Origin of the sequence: Pseudoalteromonas rhizosphaerae (genome assembly GCF_028885455.1) — a bacterium.
In the GTDB taxonomy this organism is placed as follows: Bacteria; Pseudomonadota; Gammaproteobacteria; order Enterobacterales; family Alteromonadaceae; genus Pseudoalteromonas; species Pseudoalteromonas rhizosphaerae.
The window spans coordinates 4,710,816-4,728,784 of the sequence record NZ_CP118496.1 but is presented as its reverse complement, the minus strand read 5'-3'; the positions used below and the strand labels follow the sequence as shown (position 1 = coordinate 4,728,784).

Below are 17,969 nucleotides of genomic sequence, written 5' to 3'. Positions count from 1 at the left end.
AATGACTTATAATTTAAAAAATGCATTACTTAATATAACTAATCATAAAGTTTACAGTTTAAGTGTTGTAGCGACGTTAAGTATTGTTTTAGCTGCATTAATTACTGTATTAACACTTGCCTATATTATGCTGTTAAAACCATTGCCATACCCTGAGCAAATGCGGTTAGTAAAAGCTGAATATGCTCAAATAGACCAAACCGGGGCGCTTAATACCCGCGCTTTTAATTACCCTGCACTGATTGATTTATATAAAAATCATAAATTATTTGAGCAAGCTGCGTTGGTGTATTACGGTGAACAACGCCTTGATGATGTAGCGGGCTTACCCATAGTAAACACCTCATTTGTTACCCCTCAGTGGTTTGAAATGTTTGCAATTAAGCTACATTTAGGACGAGGTTTTACGCAAACCGAAGCTCTTGATAGTTTTAACCCCGTTGCCGTTATAAGTTATCGAACATGGCAAAATGACTTTGCCAGTAAAGAAAACATAATAGGTCAAACACTTAGTGTGGGCGCTCAGCAATTCAAAATTATAGGTGTGGCTGCAGCCAACTTTAAATCGCCTGCACTTATCAAAACAGGGCAGGTCACTGACGTATGGTTGCCGTGGGATTATAATTTAACCTCTGCAGAGGCTAAACCATTTTGGTGGAACCGTTACTCGCGCAGCCATTTTGTGGCTAAATTACCAAGCGATGTAAGCATTGAGCGGGCGAGTAAAAGGTTATCGCAGTATGTGGATGATGTATGGCAACAGCATATTACGACCGAAGCATTCTTTGCAGGTTGGCATATCGAACTTGAGCTAAACACCTTGCAAACAGTAATATTAAAAGAGACACCGCAGAATATTTATTGGCTCATTTTAGCTGTAACGGGGTTGGTTATTATTGCCTGTGTAAACATTAGTAACGTGTTTATTGTAAGAACTGCAGCGCGTAAACACACATTAGCACTGAGTGCGGCGCTGGGCGCAACACGGTTTACTTTGTTTAAACAGTTTTGGCTGGAGATTGCCTTGCTAATAGGCTTAGCAAGTATAATAGGCCTTGCGTTAGCGGCGATTTTTTTAGCAACCTTAAGCGATTTTGCCATGGCAATATTACCGCGCGCCAATGAGCTTTCTATTAATGCAGTATCATTCCTTATCACACTGGTTAGCGGCTTAATATTAACGACGCTGTTCGCTTTTTTATGTACGCGAATAGTAAATTACCAACAACTGATAAGTAGTTTAAAGTCAGCAGGTAAAGGGACGACAGTGCAGGTGGGCAAGCGCGTATGGCAAGGCTTGGTCGCTTTTCAAGTAGCTGTAGCGTGTACATTATTGTTTATTAACTTTTTAGTTTTTAGCGTTAATAAAAGTAATATTGACGAGGCTTTCACACTGCCACTTGAGCAATTAACGAGTTTAAAGGTTAATGTAGCAAGCCATGTAGCGGCTGATAGAGACAAAGCAAATCAGCTATTAGAGCAAGTAGCTAACGAGCTTGCTTTACTGCCAGAGGTTAGGCAAGTAAGTCGTTCATCATCACCTATAAACGATAATTTAATTACTTGGTCATTGGTTGAGGTAGCAAGCAATCAAAACGTATTACCTTATGGTAAATCAGTTGATGAGCAGTATTTTTCATTACTTAAACAACCCGTATTACAAGGACGTGGTTTTACAAACGAGGATACTAAAAGTAATGCGAATGTTATTATTATTAATGATGTACTAGCAGAAAAATTATCAAATGATGGTAATGCATTGGGTATGCATTTGAGTTTTGATATAACTTCAGGGCGCGAAAATGATTTAGTAATAATAGGCATAGTTAAAACAATGCTTATACCGGGGAAAACGTCGCTTGAGCCTAAAGCTTATTTGACTCGTGCTGGTTATAATTCATTTATTATCGAGTTTAAAAGTGCTCAGCACTTAACAAAAAATACGCTTAACACCTTATTACAATCTATTGATTCAGGCTTATCAGTTCATCAATTAGCGCCATTAAATGCACAGCGCGATACAGCACTGTTTCGTCAATATGTAGTATCGGCGACAACGCTGATGATCATTGCTGCCACTATTGCCTTAACCAGTATTGGTTTGATAGGTATTATGCGCTACTCAGTGTTATTAAGGCGTGCTGAAATTGGTATTCATTTGTGTGTTGGCGCAAAGCCACTGGCATTGTTTTTGTTAGTATTTAAGCAAAATGGCAGCGCAATCGTAACGGGTATAATACTCAGTATTGCGTTATTGCTGGCTTTACAACAACCACTACAACTGATTGCGGATGGAGTACCGCAAATTATGCAGCTTGGTATGTTATTCATGACTTTATTGTTTGTAATTAGCCTTGGCGCACTGGCGTGTTATTTACCTTTAAGTGCCCAGCTAAAGCGCCCTGCAATTTACGGTGTACAAGGATCACAACAGTAAAGTGTGTAGTTTAGGAGGGACTGATTGAGTAAAAGGCTTAAATCAGCTCCTTCAACTAGCTCTTTTAAAAACACTTTATAAAATTTGGCACGTTGATAAGTTAATAATAATTATAAAGATGGTACGGGCTGAATGTTATTATCTGCAGTCTATACAACTAAAAATGCTACAACAGGGATTTCAGTCAATGATTGCAAAGTTAGATAATGCAAATGAGGCAGTCGCAAAGCAAATTTACACCACCTTTCAACGCTCTTATAAAATAGAAGCTGAATTAATAGGTACGCAGAATTTTCCGCCTTTATCGCGCACTGTTAATGATATACACAATTCGCAAACGCTTTTTTATGGATTTTATGACGATACTCAGCTTGCAGGGGTTATTGAACTGGTAATTATCAATGAGCGATTAGAAATTAATAGCTTAACGGTTGACCCAAAGCATTTTAGAAAAGGCATCGCCGATAAGTTAATCCGCTATGCGTTAACTAACTTTATTGAAACAGCATCAACAGCGATAGTTGAAACCGCAGTAGTTAACGAGCCCGCTATTAAGTTATATAAAAAGCATGACTTTGTTGAGTTTAAAAGATGGACGCCCGATCACGGTATTGAAAAGCTAGCCATGATTCGAACTGGCATTGTTTGATTCAAAAGCCACAGTGTAAAAAACGTTGTAAATTCAATTTCTTTTCAATTATTAGTTTAACTAGCAAATACTTATCGAAAGGTAACCAACGGTTGTTATTTTGTTATGCCAATCACTTAAGTTTATTTTAAGTTTTACTGTTTACGCTTAACCAACCATATTTAAACATGATTTTTGAAATACAAATTTTATGTTTTAGATCACTAAATACTTAGTAACGATAGGTTACTGTATGTGGAGTATTTAATACGTACAAGGGTAGAGGTTACCTCTTCAAGCTCTCAAAACATAAGAGGTAGGTTGATGAGTAGCCATGTAATACCGATCGACTTAAATATTTAACCATTCTAGCGAGCTAAATAAAGCGCTAACTGCGTTATGATTTTTTCAAGTAGAACAACTACATGTCAAAATTTATGCCTTGTTATCACTGTATTTATCTGTCGCTATAAATGGTCAGTAACTTAACACGATTGGTATAATTTCATTTTTCGAGAGGCATTATGAATTTAAAAAACACGACAACTCATTACAATACGCTCTCCATTGCTTTGCATTGGCTTATGTTCATATTGATTGTAGCTGTTTACGCAAGCATTGAACTGCGCGAATTATTCGACAAAGGGACTACAACCCGAGATGCCTTTAAAATGTGGCATTTTATGCTTGGTTTATCGGTTTTAGCTTTAGTAAGCGTTAGGCTAATTGCTCGCGTAGTGGGTGGCTCGGCTCCTGATATAAAACCAGAACCAGCTAAGTGGCAAAATAACCTGGCCAAACTAGTGCATGTTATTTTGTATGGTTTCATGTTTGCTATGCCTATTGCGGGATGGTTAATTTTGAGCACGGCAGGCAAACCAATTCCGTTTTTTGGTCTAGAGCTGCCGCCATTGGCCAGTAAAGATTTAGACTTGGCTAAAACCATCAAAGAGCTGCATGAAACCGCTGGGGAAGTTGGCTATTACTTGATTGGATTACATGCCGCCGCCGCCTTATTCCACCATTATGTTTTATCTGATAATACGGTTGCACGAATGCGTTTGCCGAAAAAATAACAGCGAATAAAAATTTAAAAAAGGGAGATTCAGTCTCCCTTTTTTAATTTTGCTACTTTCTGTTTGACTTAACGCTATTGCCACTTTGACGAAGTTCGGCTAATAGTGATAGCCAGACATTGAAATTGACTAAATATAATAGCTAATTAAGTGCTCAAACTGTTGTTTGCGCACATATTCAAGGATATGAGCGGCGCGCGTATATTGTTTCATTTAGCTTTGCTTAAAGATAATAGAAAACTTAGTGATAGTAATACCTTAGCTAATTTGTTAAAACTGTGTAATGTATTAATGTGAGAGTGGTCGGAGTAGAAAGATCCGCCCTTCGCGCATTGTAAAATGCGATATTCATTTTTGATTAACAAGAGAAATGTTAATGGAACAAATTTTTAATGATGGGTTTTGGTCTATTTCAGGAGCTGTAATCGGTGCATTTCTTGGGGCTTTATTTGGTTTTATAGTATCTATTTTTCTCGATTACCGAAGAAGTACTAAACTTGAAAAATGTCTTTATAAAGAAGCTGATTTTGTATCAAGTTACATGAGTTCATTTTTGATTTCTGTAGTTAATGAAAATGACAAATTAGAAATTAACCTTAATCAAGGTGATAGTATTAGTGCTCCGCGCAAAATCGACTTTGATGTTTTCAATATATTGTATTTAGAGTTGTATAAAACAAAAATAGTCCCTACAGATGATCATAGACGGTTCGTTCATAATGTTAGTTATCAATGGGAACAAATTTTCTCTTTAGATAAAGATCGCATTGTAAGGGTAGGAAAAAGTGCTATCTATAAGATAAATAGAGCTAAATGTAAGAATGTTGTTTATATTTTAGTGGGGTTACTTTATTACTTTGACTTGTTCGTATCAAAAAAAGGAAAGTTTAAATTCGATGGAAGTAACGATTTCAGAACAATGGCTAATTTGGTATTTCGTAAGTATCAAATAAATAATGAGAATTTAATTAATGTAATTAGCAATGAAACGGCTCATTGGTGAAATGAATATAACAAATGCATCAACACGATTTACGACACTTGGTGTTGTTAGTTTACCTTTAGTTTCAGTGAGTAAGGCGTTGAATTTCAGGAGAAACAATGAAGCTCATTCTAGTAACAATCCTCTCGCTAGTATTTTCAGCTAGCACTTTAGCAAGTGAGGCAGTTGAACTTCGCCACAAAGGTGTGGAGGCAGCATCGAAAGGTGATTTTGCATCAGCTCAAAAATACCTAGATCAGAGTGCAAAACTAGGATTTTACACAGCACAAGTTGAGTATGCATATTTGCTAGAGTCTAGCCCAGGCTCAGTACAAAATAGTGTTGAGTCTTATGCTTGGTACAAAGTGGTTATTGCGCGAGCAGGTACTGACAAAGAGTTCGCAAAAGAGGGTTTGGCTCGGCTAACCAAAGCAATGTCTGAGGCAGAGTTAAACCAAGCAAAAGAAACTACCACAAAATATATTGAACAATATGCCAAGTAAAAATTTAACACATATGAGCCTGAACTCATTTCATAGGCACTTGTGTTCTATTTGACAGTTTTCATTTAGTGGCGGTCAACTCTAAATCAATAAACTAATTCGTTTACTTCGTCTGTCGATGTGGCTGTTAAGCAAGTAGCTTACGGCAAACACATATAGAGGCGCTTTTATCGCAGCCAGGTTTTTCCCATATCCTTTTGGGGTCGCTGGGGCACTACGACCAAATGGATTTAGAAGGTAGGGCGAAGCAGTATGCCAGAGCCGAGACATTCATCGGTTAACTTCATCATGGCACTACTCAAGGGGGCTGGTTTCATCAATCGAATATGTCAGTCTAGTTTAGTCTAATTTTAATCTACATGCTCGTTAGCTGTGTTTCCTAAATTGCTTACTCAGTGCTACTATAGTGATACATTTTTGTGGAGGTTATTATGAGAGTAGAGTTAGTAACAACATTGAAACGCCAAGCGACGAAAATATTATCTGAACTGCATTTAACTAAAGAGCCCGTATTAATCACCGAACATGGGCAACCGTCAGCGTATCTTGTTGATGTTGATGACTTCGAATTCATGCAAAAACGTATGCAAATCCTTGAGGCGTTAGCTAAAGGCGAGCAGGCAATAAGTAGAGGAGAAACTACGTCAAATATTGAAGCTAAAGAGAAAATGAATAAATGGCTGAAATGATCTGGACAAATCCTGCTCTGGAAGATTTAAACGATATCGCTGAATATATTGCATTGAGTAACTTGCTGTCAGCTAAAAAGTTGGTGGTGAAAATCATTGCTAAAGTTGAACGCCTTGAAGAGTTCCCTGAATCAGGGAAAACACCGATTGAACTATCAAATCTGAATTATCGTGAAGTGATAGTTAATCCTTGTCGTATATTTTACAAAATAGACAATGATAAGGTTTTTATTTTACACATAATGAGACAAGAGCGTGATTTACGTAAGTTCTTGTTGCAAATGTAGCTTACACTAATCGGGTAGCCTGAGCTCTTTCAACATCACCCATATGCGCTTATTATTTACAGTAAGTGCAGTGGGCGGTTCACCTCCTGTAATCACGATGTACTGATAAGGCTAGGTACTTACCGCCTAAAATAAACCACTCAGACACCTGCAAAAATGCCAATTAAAACAACACCAAGCCCTCTTTTTATATTTTACGTGAAAGTCAGTTGTCGATTGAATCAAAATAGCAACTGGGCTATGGTTGAACCATCAATAAAAATAAATTAAAAACGAGTAATTCTACAGCCTCGTTAGAGTTTTCTGTATGTCTCTTGTAAACGGAATTCCAATTTCAGAACTACCAAAGGTTCTTAATCTTATCTTTGAAGATGATGTTCTTATTTACGAAGCTTATTCAGATTTCGATAAAGAAATACAAATTTTTTCTAATCGGAAGGATTTGAATGAATATGCTAATTTCAAACTATCTGAGAATGACTTTAGGTGTAAAGATATCAACTTGACTCTCCACTACTCTGACACTGGTGGGGAGGTTTACATTGAGAAACATGATTTGGTTCCAGATAAGTGTGATGGTGCTACCTATAGATATACAGCAGATGGCTGGGGCACAATCAATTTCAATATTTTTATTGAAGGAGATTACTTCGTGTTGTTTTCGCTTCATGCAAGAGATAAAAAGGAAGCAAAAGAGTGGCAGGATACTTATCCAGAGTTTGGGTCTTTTTTAGTTTGGGAATGGAAAAATGTCAGTAAGCATTTAAAAAGACTAGAGACGTCATACAGTGCAATTCATAATAAGTTGGCAAAAAAACTCTAACAAGTCGATTATGTTCGCCCAACAATTTGGGCTGAGACTGCAAACCCGCGCGCCATATCGAAGAAAAACAGCATCAGGTCTTGCATCTTGCATTTTATTATAAAAGTCAAAAAGAAAGACCTGCCGACGGAACCATGCGAAGGTTATAGTCTCTGAAAAGGCAAAAGCTATCCCAACTTGTCAGCTAGTGATTCAAATTACTCATGCTCTAAATATCAACCGTGGGAAGCTGAAGCGTTTGAACTAGAAGATAGAGTAAGAGAAGCTTTATATAACAGGATCCCAGAATTAAAATGCTTATAACAAGCAATTAGGATCGGCAACGTCCGTTCATGACACTCTGTCGCCATAATAATTCTTACAGGTCAAAAGACCACTTTTTAATTTAAGTCGATTTAGCTACGGCTAACTTAACCAATTGTAGTTATATTAAAAAAACATGCTTGACTTAAATTAACGGCACTTTTATTTTTTCGTTGCTCGTTGCTCGTTGCTCGTTGCTCGTTGCTCGTTGCTCGTTGCTCGTTGCTCGTTGCTCGTTGCTCGTTGCTCGTTGCTCGTTGCTCGTTGCTCGTTGCTCGTTGCTCGTTGCTCGTTGCTCGTTGCTCTAGCAGCTTTTTATTTATTCGGGTATCATCTGCGCAACTTTGATTATCAGTTGCTATTTATGACCACGTTAAGTGCTAAGGAAAATATTCAAGCCATTGTTAAGGCGATTAAAGCTGAAGAAGCCAAGCTTCGTCAAAAGCATCCGTTATTAGCCCATCAGAATACTATCGGGATGGCTATTTTATTATTATCACTCGGTGCGTTAATTGGCGTTGGTGCGCTTTATTACTTTGCTATTATTCCCGCGTGGTTATGTATTATTTTAGCGGCTATTGCTGCGTCAATTTCCCACGAGCTTGAACACGACCTGATCCATAAACAGTATTTTAGTAACCAGCCTTTTCTACATAACTTTATGATGCTAACAGTGTGGCTAATGCGCCCAAATACTATTAGCCCATGGTATCGCCGTAAAATGCATTTACATCATCATAAAGTGTCGGGTACTGAGCAAGACTTAGAAGAGCGCTTAGTGGGTAATGGCATTAAAAAGCCATTGTTACGGGCGTTGGTAATAGTTGATGGCTTACTCGGTTTGTTGATTAACGCTAAACGTTTTAATAAAGAAATCAAAGGGTTTAGCTTTTTTAAGGTATTTAACGCAGGGTTTCCGGTTACCACAGCGTACTTTGCTATTTTATACAGCGTAATTGTGTTCCATTTAGTTGATTTATTTACCCCACTTGCGGCTAATTCGCCGGCGTTGTTGCTGGACATTATGGCGGTGTTTGAGTTTTTAATGGTGGTGTTGATTGTGCCTAATATTGTGCGTTCAAGTTCATTAAATTTTGTGACTTCATCAATGCATTACTATGGCGGCGTGAATAACATGCTGGAGCAAACGCATGTTTTAACGAGTCGCTTGTTCGCACCGTTTAACTTGTTTTGTTTTAACTTTGGCCATACCCATACGATTCACCATTTTGTGCCAAATCAGCCGTTTTATTTACGCCAGATGATCAGCAAGAAAGTGCTTGAGGTAATGAAAAAACACGGTGTTCGCTTTAACGATTTTGCTAGCATCAAACAAGCAAATCGCTATCAAGCTTCTTAATATCAAGATACCAATTACTAATTGACCTCAAGTTAAGTTAAGGTTTTAAAGTCGTTATCTGACTCAATATTTAGGTAACGACTATGAACCTTAATCAAATCACTTTACCTGTCTCTGACATCGAAAAAGCAAATCAATTTTACCTGGCCATGGGCTTTACACAAATTGTAAAAACGGATCATTACTCACGCTTTGAGTGCCCTAATAAAGCTACATTTTCTTTATTATTAACTGATGCTGTGTTTAGTAATGGCGCGGTTATATATTTTGAAAGCGCAGAACTAGAAAAGTGGGTCGCGTCACTAAAAGCTAAGGGCTTTGAGTTTGAATCAGTGATCACCGAGCAGCGTTATTTATGGCGAGAAGCGGTGTTAAAAGACCCATCAGGCAATAAAATTAAACTTTATTGGGCGGGGTATAATCGGCTGAATCCACCATGGCGAGTTGAAATTACAGATTGATCGTATTCTTGCTATGTCGGGTATAAAGATATTTTGTAGAAGAGTCTGTTATGTTTGATAGTAGCCAAGTGTCTAGAATTATCGAGATGGCGTGGGAAGATCGCACGCCATTTGAAGCCATTGAAAACCTTTATGGTTTAAATCATTCCCAGTTAGTTAGTTTTATGCGCGACAATATCTCATCGGGTTCGTTTAAAGTCTGGCGCAAGCGCCATGCTGGCCGTACAACAAAACATTTAAAATTACGCAATCCCGCTATTATGCGCAGCCACTGTAAAACCCAGTATAAAAACCGTTAGTACTTTTCTTATGCCGTTATTTAGCATCAAAAGATGCTAAATACTTACTCTCATTAAAGGGATCAAGTACTTTGCCTGCTATTTTATTAAAGGCAATGCTTTAAGATTAGTTTGTGTGGTTAAGTGAAGTTTAACCTAACAGTCAATAAGGTAAAATGTACGATTGCTTTATGAGCTAGTTGTCTTATGTGTCATATTACAATTTTTAAAATTAGTTATTAATTTTTCCATCATTTTAAAAGAGTATTTAAGTGTTTAATTAACAGTAGCCAGTAGCTCTTTTGGCTGCTCTGTAAATCAATGTAAAGGGTTGCTCCATATTTAAGGTTTTGAATATATTGTTTATTTTTCTTTTTTAAAAACCTAGCGCGAAATGTAAGTTACTTTTATTTCGTAATTTAACCAATTTCGAACACGCGTTAATTTGAGTGAAATATTTCTGTAATATTCGGATGTTCTAATGTGCTTTGAAACAAAAACGTCATCAAAATGCCACAATCGGCAAGACAAAAATTGAGATTTAAACATGAGTGAATCAAAGCAGAGCACGCTATTAATTAAAACACTTAACTGGGCTGCCATTGCCTTTTTAGTTTATTTAGTATTGGTTGCCGTGGGCACTGTCAGTGGTGGTTTCAAGCTAGCGTCCGGTGGTACCGAGGGCGCACAAGAAATTTTTGCGTTTGCAACAAATCCGTTTATTGCTTTACTACTGGGGGCTTTAGCAACCGCTTTAGTACAATCATCTTCTACGGTAACGTCAGTAATTGTTGGGCTTGTTGCTGGTGGTCTGCCTTTAAGTATTGCTATCCCTATGGTGATGGGGGCAAATATTGGCACAACTATTACAAATACGTTGGTATCTATTGGCCATATTCGCTCAAAAGAAGAGTTTCAGCGTGCATTCGCAGCCTCTACGGTTCATGACTTTTTTAACTTATTTGCTGTAGCGATATTTTTACCGCTTGAAATCATGTTTGGTTTACTACAGAAACTCTCCGCCATGTTGTCGCACTTATTTGTAGGTGATGCTGACTTATCATTAAATAGCTACAACTTTATTAAGCCATTGGTTAAGCCTGTGGTAGGTGTAATCAAAGATGCATTTAGCTTTTTAGATACAAAAATGTTGGGGGCAGCGATGGTTATTGCCGGTATTTGCTTAATTTTATTCGCTGTAACAACACTTGGTAAGCTCCTTAAAAAGGCACTTGTTGGTAAGGCGAAAGACATACTGCACGGTGCAATAGGCCGTGGTCCGGTGGCTGGTATTACATCTGGTGCCGCTGTAACGATTATGGTGCAATCGTCGTCAACAACAACAAGTTTAATGATTCCGCTTGCAGGTAGTGGTGTATTTACAACGCGCCAAATTTACCCATTCACATTAGGTGCTAATATTGGTACAACTATAACTGCATTATTAGCAGCAACTTCTATCACTGGGCCTATGGCTGAAGTAGCGCTAACAATCGCGCTAGTACATGTAATGTTTAATGTGTTTGCTGTGGCACTTATATATGGCATTCCGGTCTTACGCGAAATCCCAATTAAATTGGCTGAAAAGCTGGCTGAAATTGGTACGAAGAATAAATCGGCTGCATTGGGTTATGTGTTGGGGTCGTTCTTTGTTCTACCTGGTCTAATTGTTTTAGCCGTTCGCTAATACATTATATAGAGTTAAAAAATGCGCTATGTGGTTACCCATATAGCGCATTTTTAATTTTATCTTTGCTCATTATTTAATTGGTTTAATGAGCACTTCTCATAGTGATATTACGCCCACCTAGATAACCAAATACAGCACATAAAGCGCTGGCGAAGGCACATAACCATAAGGTGGTTGTCCAATTGCCAAAGTAGCTATGTAATGAGCCTGCGATAATAGGCCCAGAGGCGGCAAGCAAATAACCCAAACACTGTGCCATGCCTGAAAGTGATGTAGCCTGACGGGTGTCATGAGTACGTAAGCTAATAAACGATAACCCTAGAATAAAACATGCTCCTGAACAAAATCCTAAGGTAATAGCCCACATTGCTGCAAACTCAGGGATAAACAGTAATCCTAATGAGCAAAATGCGGCTACCAGCGCTAATAAGCTAGTTAGTATGCGTTGATCTTTAAGCTTTGCCAGCAGTGGTATTAAGATGATGCCAGGGGTTGCTGAGGCTACCTGAAATGCGCCTTGCAAAGCTCCCGCGTGTTGTGCTGTATGACCTGCTTCAATCAAAATGCTCGGCAACCAACTAATCATAATATAGGTAAAAAATGAATTTAACCCCAGCAATAAGGTAATTTGCCACGCAAGCGCCTCGTGCCATACTTTGTTGGTGTTGACACTCGCCAGTAGATCTTTTGTTGGCTTAGTATGAAGTTTTAACTGTGGTAGCCAAATAACAATACTCACTAGTACTCGTTCACAGAAGTTCTGATCAGTTGCCTTACTTAAATTCAGGCAACTGATTTATTCCTATCAATAGCTTTATCGTTCGGCTTTTTCCAGCAGTTGAAGTGATGAACCCTTTCTTTTTAAGCGTTAAAATCATTGCATGAACACTTGATGATGCAGTTCCAAAATAACGCTCAAAATCATTTTCAGCAGGTGCAACACCATTCACTTTTGTGTAGTAATAAATAAATGCCAAATACTGCCCTTGTTTCACAGTGAACGACGGCAACTCTTCTTTATTCATAATGAACTTTTATCCTAATTGACGATCCTTTAACTCATATTTACTCATTTAATATTGTTATGAACCGAAAGTATATTGTTGAATTATCAGCAGAAGAAAAATGCGAATTAGTTAACTACTGCAAAAAAGGCATGGTCAATGTTCGAAAGTACAAACGAGCCGCCATTTTATTAAAAGCGGACCGTTGTCGATATACAACAGATCAAATATGTGAAGCGGTTCAAGTGAGCTCTTCAACTGTATTTCGAGTCAAACGTCAGTTTGTCGAAGACGGTTTAGAAGCCGCTTTAAATGAAGGTGCACGAAGTAGTGCTATGAGAAAAACCTCCGCGAAAGATGAAGTAACTTTAATAGCCACAGCCTGTTCTGAGCCGCCAACAGGACACTGCCGATGGACATTAGCGTTACTTGGCGAGCGATTAATAACATTAACGGATTTAGACAGTATTTCATATGAAACGGTTCGTAGACGCCTTAAAGAAAATGCGTTAAAGCCATGGCAAAAAAAGATGTGGTGTGTGGCAACAATGGACGCTGAGTATATTGCAAGAATGGAGCATGTACTTGAATTATATGCTGAGCCAGCGGATGAGCTCAATCCCATTATTAATTTTGATGAGGCGATGAAGCAACTTGTTGATGATACACGGCCAGTACAACCGATGAAAAAGGGACAGGTAAAACGCCTAGATTATGAATATAAACGGGTTGGCGTGGCTAACTTATTTGTATTCTTTGACCGTCATCGGGGTTGGCGACACGTTAAAGCAACACAGAGGAAAACGAAAGTTGATTTTGCACACTGTATGAAGGACTTAGTCGATGAACACTACCCACATGCGAATAAAATTCGTGTCGTGCTAGATAACTTATCGACTCATACGGAAGGTGCGTTATATAAAGCATTTTCACCGCAAGAAGCACGACGTATTTTAAATAAAATAGAGTTCCATTACACACCTAAACATGCGAGTTGGTTGAATATGGTCGAGATAGAAATTGGCAATATGAATAAGCAATGCTTAGATCGGCGCATAGCAAGTATGGAAGAGTTAAAGACAGAGCTCACGGCGTGGGAATGGCGCCGAAATAAAGAAGGCGCCAGTATAAATTGGATGTTTAATGTTGATTCAGCACGTGAAAAACTAGAGAGAGCTTACGGTGCTCTCAACTAGTCAAAATTTGTGTGACGAAGTACTAGGGTAAGTAAGCCATAACAAGCAAGGGCTAATTGCCAGCCGATACTTTTATATTCAGCCAGCGGAATAATAAGCGCGGCATAACTACCACCAAAAATTCCCATTGCTAGTACGTAAGTAGAGGTCATCACTGCAACTTTATGTGGGAAGTCGCGTTTAATTAAACTCGGTAACAGTACGTTACCAATTGCGATACCGATGCCAATGACTGCTGTGCCTAAGTAAAGCATTGGCATAGAGTCAATCAGTCGTGAAGCCAGGCCCAAACCAATCAGAATAAGCGCAATAAACAATGATATTTCTAGCCCTTGTTTTTTAGCAAGACTTGCCGCCATCGGGCTGGCTAAAGCAAAGGCAATTAACGGCAGTGTTGTGAGCATACCGGCTTGCGAAGGGCTTAAGTTAAAGGTCAAAATTATTTGCTCAAGCACAGGAGCAAGCCCTGTAACGGGTGCGCGTAAGTTAGCGGCAATAAAAATAATGCCTAAAATTAAAATCGCAGTGGAAAATAAAGTCCGTTTAATTGGAGTTGAATACAAAACTAAAGTCACCAAGTAGATGGCAGGTAGCGTAATTATACCCCAACGCAACTGACGTTGATATTAAATTGCCAGCTGATTACTCTTTAAATTTGAATAACTTATTCTTAACAATTCCTTGTTCAGCAGGGTATTTTAAAAATAATTAACCCTACTTTTTAAAGTCATCCGTTAATAGGTTTAGTAATCCTAATTAATAACAAGGTGAGTTTATGAACCACACTACATGTTACCACTATGGTAAAAACAATTTGCGTTTGACGCTATTAAGTATCGCGGTTTTGGCTGGTTTAGCTGGCTGTGATCACACATCACGTAGCTCTGTTAAAGAGCAAGAGCAACAAACAGATGCGATCGAAGTAACGCAAACTGAAGTAGATAGTCAACAGGGGCTTGAGCAGCAAGTTCAGCTGCAAAAACGACAACGATTGCACCCGGTAAGCTACGCAGCAAGCCCTCAAGGTTTAACGCATGCAAGTGTTATGTTAATGCCGCAAATGCCACAACCAATGCCTATTGATGATGTGGTATTTACTACTGAACAAGAACGTGAAAACTATTTGAAATCCCAGCAAAACCCAGTAAAACAAGTTGGTACTGAACCGGTTTCAACCTTTTCAATTGATGTTGATACGGGCAGTTACAGCAATACTCGGCGTATGCTCAATATGGGGAAATTACCACCTAATGACGCAGTGCGTGAAGAAGCTTTTATTAATTATTTTGACTACGATTACAGTGCACCCAATAGCATAGCTACACCTTTTAATGTTCATACCGAGATGGCAACAGCTCCTTGGAATGAGCATCGGCAACTGTTAAAAATTGGCATTAAAGGTTTTGAGATTGAAAAAGCCGATTTAAAGGCAGCGAATTTAGTGTTTTTACTGGATGTATCTGGCTCTATGAATACACCAAATAAGTTACCCTTATTAAAAACCAGTTTAACCATGTTAACTAAACAATTAGATGAAAATGATTCAGTTGCTATTGTCGTGTATGCCGGTGCCGCAGGCGTGGTATTACCAGCAACGAAAGGCAATGATCAACAAACTATCAGCGCCGCGTTAGATAAACTGGCAGCAGGCGGCTCAACTAATGGCGAGCAAGGTATTGAACTGGCTTATCAAATTGCGGCCGAAAATTTTAAAAAAGGAGGTATTAATCGGGTGATTTTAGCCACTGATGGCGACTTTAATGTGGGCACCCAATCAATCGATAAACTCAAAGAGCTGGTGGCATCTAAGCGCAAAACGGGGATTGCCTTAACTACTTTGGGGTTTGGCCAAGGTAATTATAATGATGGCCTAATGGAGCAACTGGCAAATATAGGTAACGGCCAGCATGCTTACATAGATAACATAAACGAAGCACGCAAAGTACTGGTCGATGAACTCAGCAGTACCATGCAAATTATTGCCAAAGACGTAAAAATTCAAGTGGAATTCAATCCACAGCAGGTGGCTGAATATCGTTTAATTGGTTATCAAAATCGCGTACTCGCTAATGAAGATTTTAATAACGATAAGGTCGATGCCGCAGAGTTAGGGGCTGGGCATAGCGTGACTGCGCTGTATGAAATAACCTTAGCCAACTCTGATCATAAACAAATTGATGAGCTGCGTTACCAATCTAAAGAAGACAAAAAACTGGCTACCAGCAATGAACTCGCCTTTGTAAAAGTGCGTTATAAACAGCCTGACGCTGAGCAAAGTAAGTTGATCACTCAAGCTGTTGCAACACCTAAAGGTGAGCTGCCTTTATCGCAAGCCAGCCAAGACTTTAAATTTGCCGCCGCAGTGGCTGGTTTTGCGCAGTTATTAAAAGGTGCAAAATATACCGGAGACTGGCAGTATGAAGATTGCGCTAAATTAGCAACCGCTAACAAAGGCATAGACACATTTGGCTATCGTAGTGAGTTTGTGCAACTCGTTAATAATGCTGCGGCACTGTGATACCAATCAACTTAAATATTTAGCCATTCTAGCGTGCTAAATAAAGCGCTAACTGTGTTATAAATTTCTCAAATAGAACAACTATATGTCAAAGTTTATGCCTTGTTATCACTCTATTTATATGTCGCTATAAATGACTAATAACTTAACACGATTGGTATGATTTAAGTAAAGGACGTTATGACAGAACTAGCTGATGAGCAATTAATGTTGAGTTATGGACAAGGCGATGTACAGGCTTTTACCCAGCTGTACCTGCGCCATAAAAATAGCTTATATCGTTATTTTTTACGCCAGTGCGCAAGCCCGCAAGTGGCTGAAGAGCTCTATCAAGAAGTCTGGAATAAGCTGATAAAAGCGCGCTCACAGTATCAAGTGAGCGCTAAATTTACCACTTGGTTGTATCGTATTGCGCACAATGAATTGATTGATCATTACCGCCGTACTGGTACGCAAAACAAATGGTTAGACGGTGATAATCAAGACATTGAAATTGCCGAATTTGCTGATCATAACAGTCGACCAGATGCTGAAAAGCTCGAGCAGGCTCAGCAAGCAGCGCAGTTAAAAGTGTGCCTAGCACAATTGCCACGTGAGCAAAAAGAGGCGTTTTTACTTAAACACGAAGCTGATTTTACCCTCAAAGAAATTGCCGAACTAGCGGTAGAAACAACTGAAAATATCAAAAGCCGCATCCGTTACGCGCTAGCCAAGCTAAAGCAATGTATCAAGTATAAAATGGAGACTAACAATGAGCGATAAGTTAACCGATCATGATATTGCTTCACTTTATAAACGAGGTGCAACGGAGCAACCAAGCTTACAACTTGATGAGCAAATATTACAACATGCAGCTGAAGCCGCTAATGCTAACAAAGTAACCAATATTAATAAGCGCAAACGCTTTTACCAAACTTGGTATGGGCAATTATCTACTGCGGCATCACTGGTGTTAGTCGCGGTTTTATATATGCAAAATACTACTCAGTATCTTAAGCCGTCAGAGGCAATGAATGATCTACAAATTTTAGCCGATGAACAGACTGCTTTAGCACCTGCAGCCTCGTCTGAAATGATGCAAAGCGAAGTGCTAGAACAAAAGCAGCTAGAGCAATTAAAGCAAACTCAAAGGCTTCAACGCAGTACACAATCTTACATGGCAGGACGGCAATTTGAGTCGCAAAGCATGACCGCTAAAAGCGAAGTATTATTAGAGCTTGAAATTATCACCGCAGAGGTAGCAAATAAATTTAAACGTATAGATACACTTATTGCTGATGGTGAAACAACCGCCGCTAAAGCTCAGCTTGCTGAGTTATTAGTAGCGCACCCAGAACTCAAGGTGCACTTAACTGAGCAGTATAAACAGCTATTACAGTAAAAGGTAATCTAGTTATGTTCGCTATATAGCTATATTTTTTGTTTTATACTACCATGTTCGCTATATGGCGAGTTTTTGGTGGCTGCGATGAATAGAATAGAAATAGGAAAAGCGCTTGCTCAGGCGCGAAAAGAAAAACAACTAACACAACGAGAAGTGCAAAAATTGACGAACATTAATAAAAGCACACTATCTGAAATTGAAAACGGTAAATTTACAGGATCATTGGATATCCTTGAGCGTTATACTCATTATTTAGATTATGAGCTAGCTGTAGTACCAAGAACTTTGTCTAAATCACGGTTACCTCGTTGGGATGAATTAAACGAGCTTTTTAGTGAGGATAGCTAGTG

General features: G+C 38.8%; 19 protein-coding genes and 1 pseudogene. 17 read left to right on the top strand and 3 right to left on the bottom strand.

Annotated features, from left to right (window positions below; translation table 11 throughout):
• Position 1: 1 nt before the first annotated feature.
• From PVK79_RS20425 to PVK79_RS20370, 12 genes are all read left to right on the top strand, one after another.
• The gene (locus tag PVK79_RS20425) at positions 2 to 2,437 is read left to right on the top strand and encodes an ABC transporter permease (RefSeq protein WP_257324351.1); all 2,436 of its coding nucleotides are present in this window, start codon (positions 2 to 4) and stop codon (positions 2,435 to 2,437) included.
• A gap of 187 nt (positions 2,438 to 2,624) precedes the next feature.
• Positions 2,625 to 3,086: a GNAT family N-acetyltransferase gene (locus PVK79_RS20420; protein WP_145235007.1), complete on the top strand. Its 462-nt coding sequence runs from the start codon at positions 2,625 to 2,627 to the stop codon at positions 3,084 to 3,086.
• A 503-nt stretch (positions 3,087 to 3,589) separates the two neighbouring features.
• Entirely contained in the window at positions 3,590 to 4,141 is a 552-nt protein-coding gene (locus tag PVK79_RS20415) for a cytochrome b (RefSeq protein WP_145235009.1), read from the top strand.
• Positions 4,142 to 4,517: 376 nt separating this feature from the next.
• A complete protein-coding gene (locus PVK79_RS20410) occupies positions 4,518 to 5,144 on the top strand; it encodes a hypothetical protein (protein WP_257324350.1) in 627 nt (208 codons plus the stop codon).
• Positions 5,145 to 5,242: 98 nt separating this feature from the next.
• Positions 5,243 to 5,626, top strand: a complete 384-nt coding sequence (locus PVK79_RS20405; protein WP_257324348.1) for a hypothetical protein — start codon at positions 5,243 to 5,245, stop codon at positions 5,624 to 5,626.
• A gap of 431 nt (positions 5,627 to 6,057) precedes the next feature.
• Complete coding sequence (locus tag PVK79_RS20400; RefSeq protein WP_149981240.1) at positions 6,058 to 6,315, top strand: type II toxin-antitoxin system Phd/YefM family antitoxin; 258 nt, start codon at positions 6,058 to 6,060, stop codon at positions 6,313 to 6,315.
• Positions 6,303 to 6,602 (top strand): type II toxin-antitoxin system RelE/ParE family toxin, encoded by a 300-nt coding sequence (locus PVK79_RS20395; RefSeq protein WP_257324345.1) that lies wholly within the window; start codon positions 6,303 to 6,305, stop codon positions 6,600 to 6,602. Before PVK79_RS20400 ends, PVK79_RS20395 begins: the two co-directional genes overlap by 13 nt.
• Before the next feature lie 307 nt (positions 6,603 to 6,909).
• Positions 6,910 to 7,425 carry a hypothetical protein gene (locus PVK79_RS20390; RefSeq protein WP_182739800.1) on the top strand — a complete coding sequence of 172 codons (516 nt, stop codon included), beginning with the start codon at positions 6,910 to 6,912 and terminating at the stop codon, positions 7,423 to 7,425.
• Positions 7,426 to 8,092: 667 nt separating this feature from the next.
• The gene (locus PVK79_RS20385) at positions 8,093 to 9,088 is read left to right on the top strand and encodes a fatty acid desaturase (protein ID WP_257324343.1); all 996 of its coding nucleotides are present in this window, start codon (positions 8,093 to 8,095) and stop codon (positions 9,086 to 9,088) included.
• An 83-nt stretch (positions 9,089 to 9,171) separates the two neighbouring features.
• Positions 9,172 to 9,549 (top strand): VOC family protein, encoded by a 378-nt coding sequence (locus tag PVK79_RS20380; RefSeq protein ID WP_257324342.1) that lies wholly within the window; start codon positions 9,172 to 9,174, stop codon positions 9,547 to 9,549.
• Between the two features lie 50 nt (positions 9,550 to 9,599).
• Positions 9,600 to 9,848, top strand: a complete 249-nt coding sequence (locus tag PVK79_RS20375) for a TIGR03643 family protein (protein ID WP_145241233.1) — start codon at positions 9,600 to 9,602, stop codon at positions 9,846 to 9,848.
• Between the two features lie 526 nt (positions 9,849 to 10,374).
• Positions 10,375 to 11,514, top strand: a complete 1,140-nt coding sequence (locus PVK79_RS20370) for a Na/Pi symporter (RefSeq protein WP_182734601.1) — start codon at positions 10,375 to 10,377, stop codon at positions 11,512 to 11,514.
• 85 nt (positions 11,515 to 11,599) lie between these two features.
• Here the strand turns inward: PVK79_RS20370 and PVK79_RS20365 are convergent, their stop codons facing one another.
• Positions 11,600 to 12,256 carry an MFS transporter gene (locus tag PVK79_RS20365; protein ID WP_257324335.1) on the bottom strand — a complete coding sequence of 219 codons (657 nt, stop codon included), beginning with the start codon at positions 12,254 to 12,256 and terminating at the stop codon, positions 11,600 to 11,602.
• Between the two features lie 34 nt (positions 12,257 to 12,290).
• Positions 12,291 to 12,542: a LexA family protein gene (locus PVK79_RS20360; protein ID WP_149983453.1), complete on the bottom strand. Its 252-nt coding sequence runs from the start codon at positions 12,540 to 12,542 to the stop codon at positions 12,291 to 12,293.
• Positions 12,543 to 12,601: 59 nt separating this feature from the next.
• Here PVK79_RS20360 and PVK79_RS20355 point away from each other — a divergent pair, with 59 nt between their 5' ends.
• Positions 12,602 to 13,717 (top strand): IS630 family transposase, encoded by a 1,116-nt coding sequence (locus tag PVK79_RS20355; RefSeq protein ID WP_257324334.1) that lies wholly within the window; start codon positions 12,602 to 12,604, stop codon positions 13,715 to 13,717.
• A 20-nt stretch (positions 13,718 to 13,737) separates the two neighbouring features.
• Here the strand turns inward: PVK79_RS20355 and PVK79_RS20350 are convergent.
• A pseudogene (locus PVK79_RS20350) lies at positions 13,738 to 14,301 on the bottom strand (MFS transporter); the annotation flags it as partial.
• Positions 14,302 to 14,492: 191 nt separating this feature from the next.
• Here PVK79_RS20350 and PVK79_RS20345 point away from each other — a divergent pair.
• From PVK79_RS20345 to PVK79_RS20330, 4 genes are all read left to right on the top strand, one after another.
• On the top strand, positions 14,493 to 16,235 hold the full coding sequence (locus PVK79_RS20345) for a vWA domain-containing protein (RefSeq protein ID WP_257324331.1): 1,743 nt from the start codon (positions 14,493 to 14,495) through the stop codon (positions 16,233 to 16,235).
• A gap of 180 nt (positions 16,236 to 16,415) precedes the next feature.
• Entirely contained in the window at positions 16,416 to 16,997 is a 582-nt protein-coding gene (locus PVK79_RS20340) for a sigma-70 family RNA polymerase sigma factor (RefSeq protein WP_182767655.1), read from the top strand.
• The gene (locus PVK79_RS20335; RefSeq protein ID WP_145241221.1) at positions 16,987 to 17,616 is read left to right on the top strand and encodes a hypothetical protein; all 630 of its coding nucleotides are present in this window, start codon (positions 16,987 to 16,989) and stop codon (positions 17,614 to 17,616) included. The genes PVK79_RS20340 and PVK79_RS20335 overlap by 11 nt, the downstream gene beginning before the upstream one ends.
• A gap of 87 nt (positions 17,617 to 17,703) precedes the next feature.
• Positions 17,704 to 17,967, top strand: coding sequence for a helix-turn-helix domain-containing protein (locus PVK79_RS20330; protein WP_182731812.1), 264 nt, complete (start codon positions 17,704 to 17,706; stop codon positions 17,965 to 17,967).
• Positions 17,968 to 17,969 lie beyond the last annotated feature (2 nt).

Excerpts from the sequence above, each read along its gene's own strand:
- PVK79_RS20375 (WP_145241233.1), top strand. The coding sequence starts at position 9,600 with ATGTTTGATAGTAGCCAAGTGTCTAGAATTATCGAGATGGCGTGGGAA.
- PVK79_RS20360 (WP_149983453.1), bottom strand. The coding sequence starts at position 12,542 with ATGAATAAAGAAGAGTTGCCGTCGTTCACTGTGAAACAAGGGCAGTAT.
- PVK79_RS20425 (WP_257324351.1), top strand. The coding sequence starts at position 2 with ATGACTTATAATTTAAAAAATGCATTACTTAATATAACTAATCATAAA.
- PVK79_RS20355 (WP_257324334.1), top strand. The coding sequence starts at position 12,602 with ATGAACCGAAAGTATATTGTTGAATTATCAGCAGAAGAAAAATGCGAA.
- PVK79_RS20380 (WP_257324342.1), top strand. The coding sequence starts at position 9,172 with ATGAACCTTAATCAAATCACTTTACCTGTCTCTGACATCGAAAAAGCA.
- PVK79_RS20410 (WP_257324350.1), top strand. The coding sequence starts at position 4,518 with ATGGAACAAATTTTTAATGATGGGTTTTGGTCTATTTCAGGAGCTGTA.
- PVK79_RS20395 (WP_257324345.1), top strand. The coding sequence starts at position 6,303 with ATGGCTGAAATGATCTGGACAAATCCTGCTCTGGAAGATTTAAACGAT.
- PVK79_RS20400 (WP_149981240.1), top strand. The coding sequence starts at position 6,058 with ATGAGAGTAGAGTTAGTAACAACATTGAAACGCCAAGCGACGAAAATA.
- PVK79_RS20405 (WP_257324348.1), top strand. The coding sequence starts at position 5,243 with ATGAAGCTCATTCTAGTAACAATCCTCTCGCTAGTATTTTCAGCTAGC.
- PVK79_RS20340 (WP_182767655.1), top strand. The coding sequence starts at position 16,416 with ATGACAGAACTAGCTGATGAGCAATTAATGTTGAGTTATGGACAAGGC.
- PVK79_RS20335 (WP_145241221.1), top strand. The coding sequence starts at position 16,987 with ATGAGCGATAAGTTAACCGATCATGATATTGCTTCACTTTATAAACGA.
- PVK79_RS20370 (WP_182734601.1), top strand. The coding sequence starts at position 10,375 with ATGAGTGAATCAAAGCAGAGCACGCTATTAATTAAAACACTTAACTGG.
- PVK79_RS20330 (WP_182731812.1), top strand. The coding sequence starts at position 17,704 with ATGAATAGAATAGAAATAGGAAAAGCGCTTGCTCAGGCGCGAAAAGAA.
- PVK79_RS20345 (WP_257324331.1), top strand. The coding sequence starts at position 14,493 with ATGAACCACACTACATGTTACCACTATGGTAAAAACAATTTGCGTTTG.
- PVK79_RS20390 (WP_182739800.1), top strand. The coding sequence starts at position 6,910 with ATGTCTCTTGTAAACGGAATTCCAATTTCAGAACTACCAAAGGTTCTT.
- PVK79_RS20420 (WP_145235007.1), top strand. The coding sequence starts at position 2,625 with ATGATTGCAAAGTTAGATAATGCAAATGAGGCAGTCGCAAAGCAAATT.
- PVK79_RS20385 (WP_257324343.1), top strand. The coding sequence starts at position 8,093 with ATGACCACGTTAAGTGCTAAGGAAAATATTCAAGCCATTGTTAAGGCG.
- PVK79_RS20415 (WP_145235009.1), top strand. The coding sequence starts at position 3,590 with ATGAATTTAAAAAACACGACAACTCATTACAATACGCTCTCCATTGCT.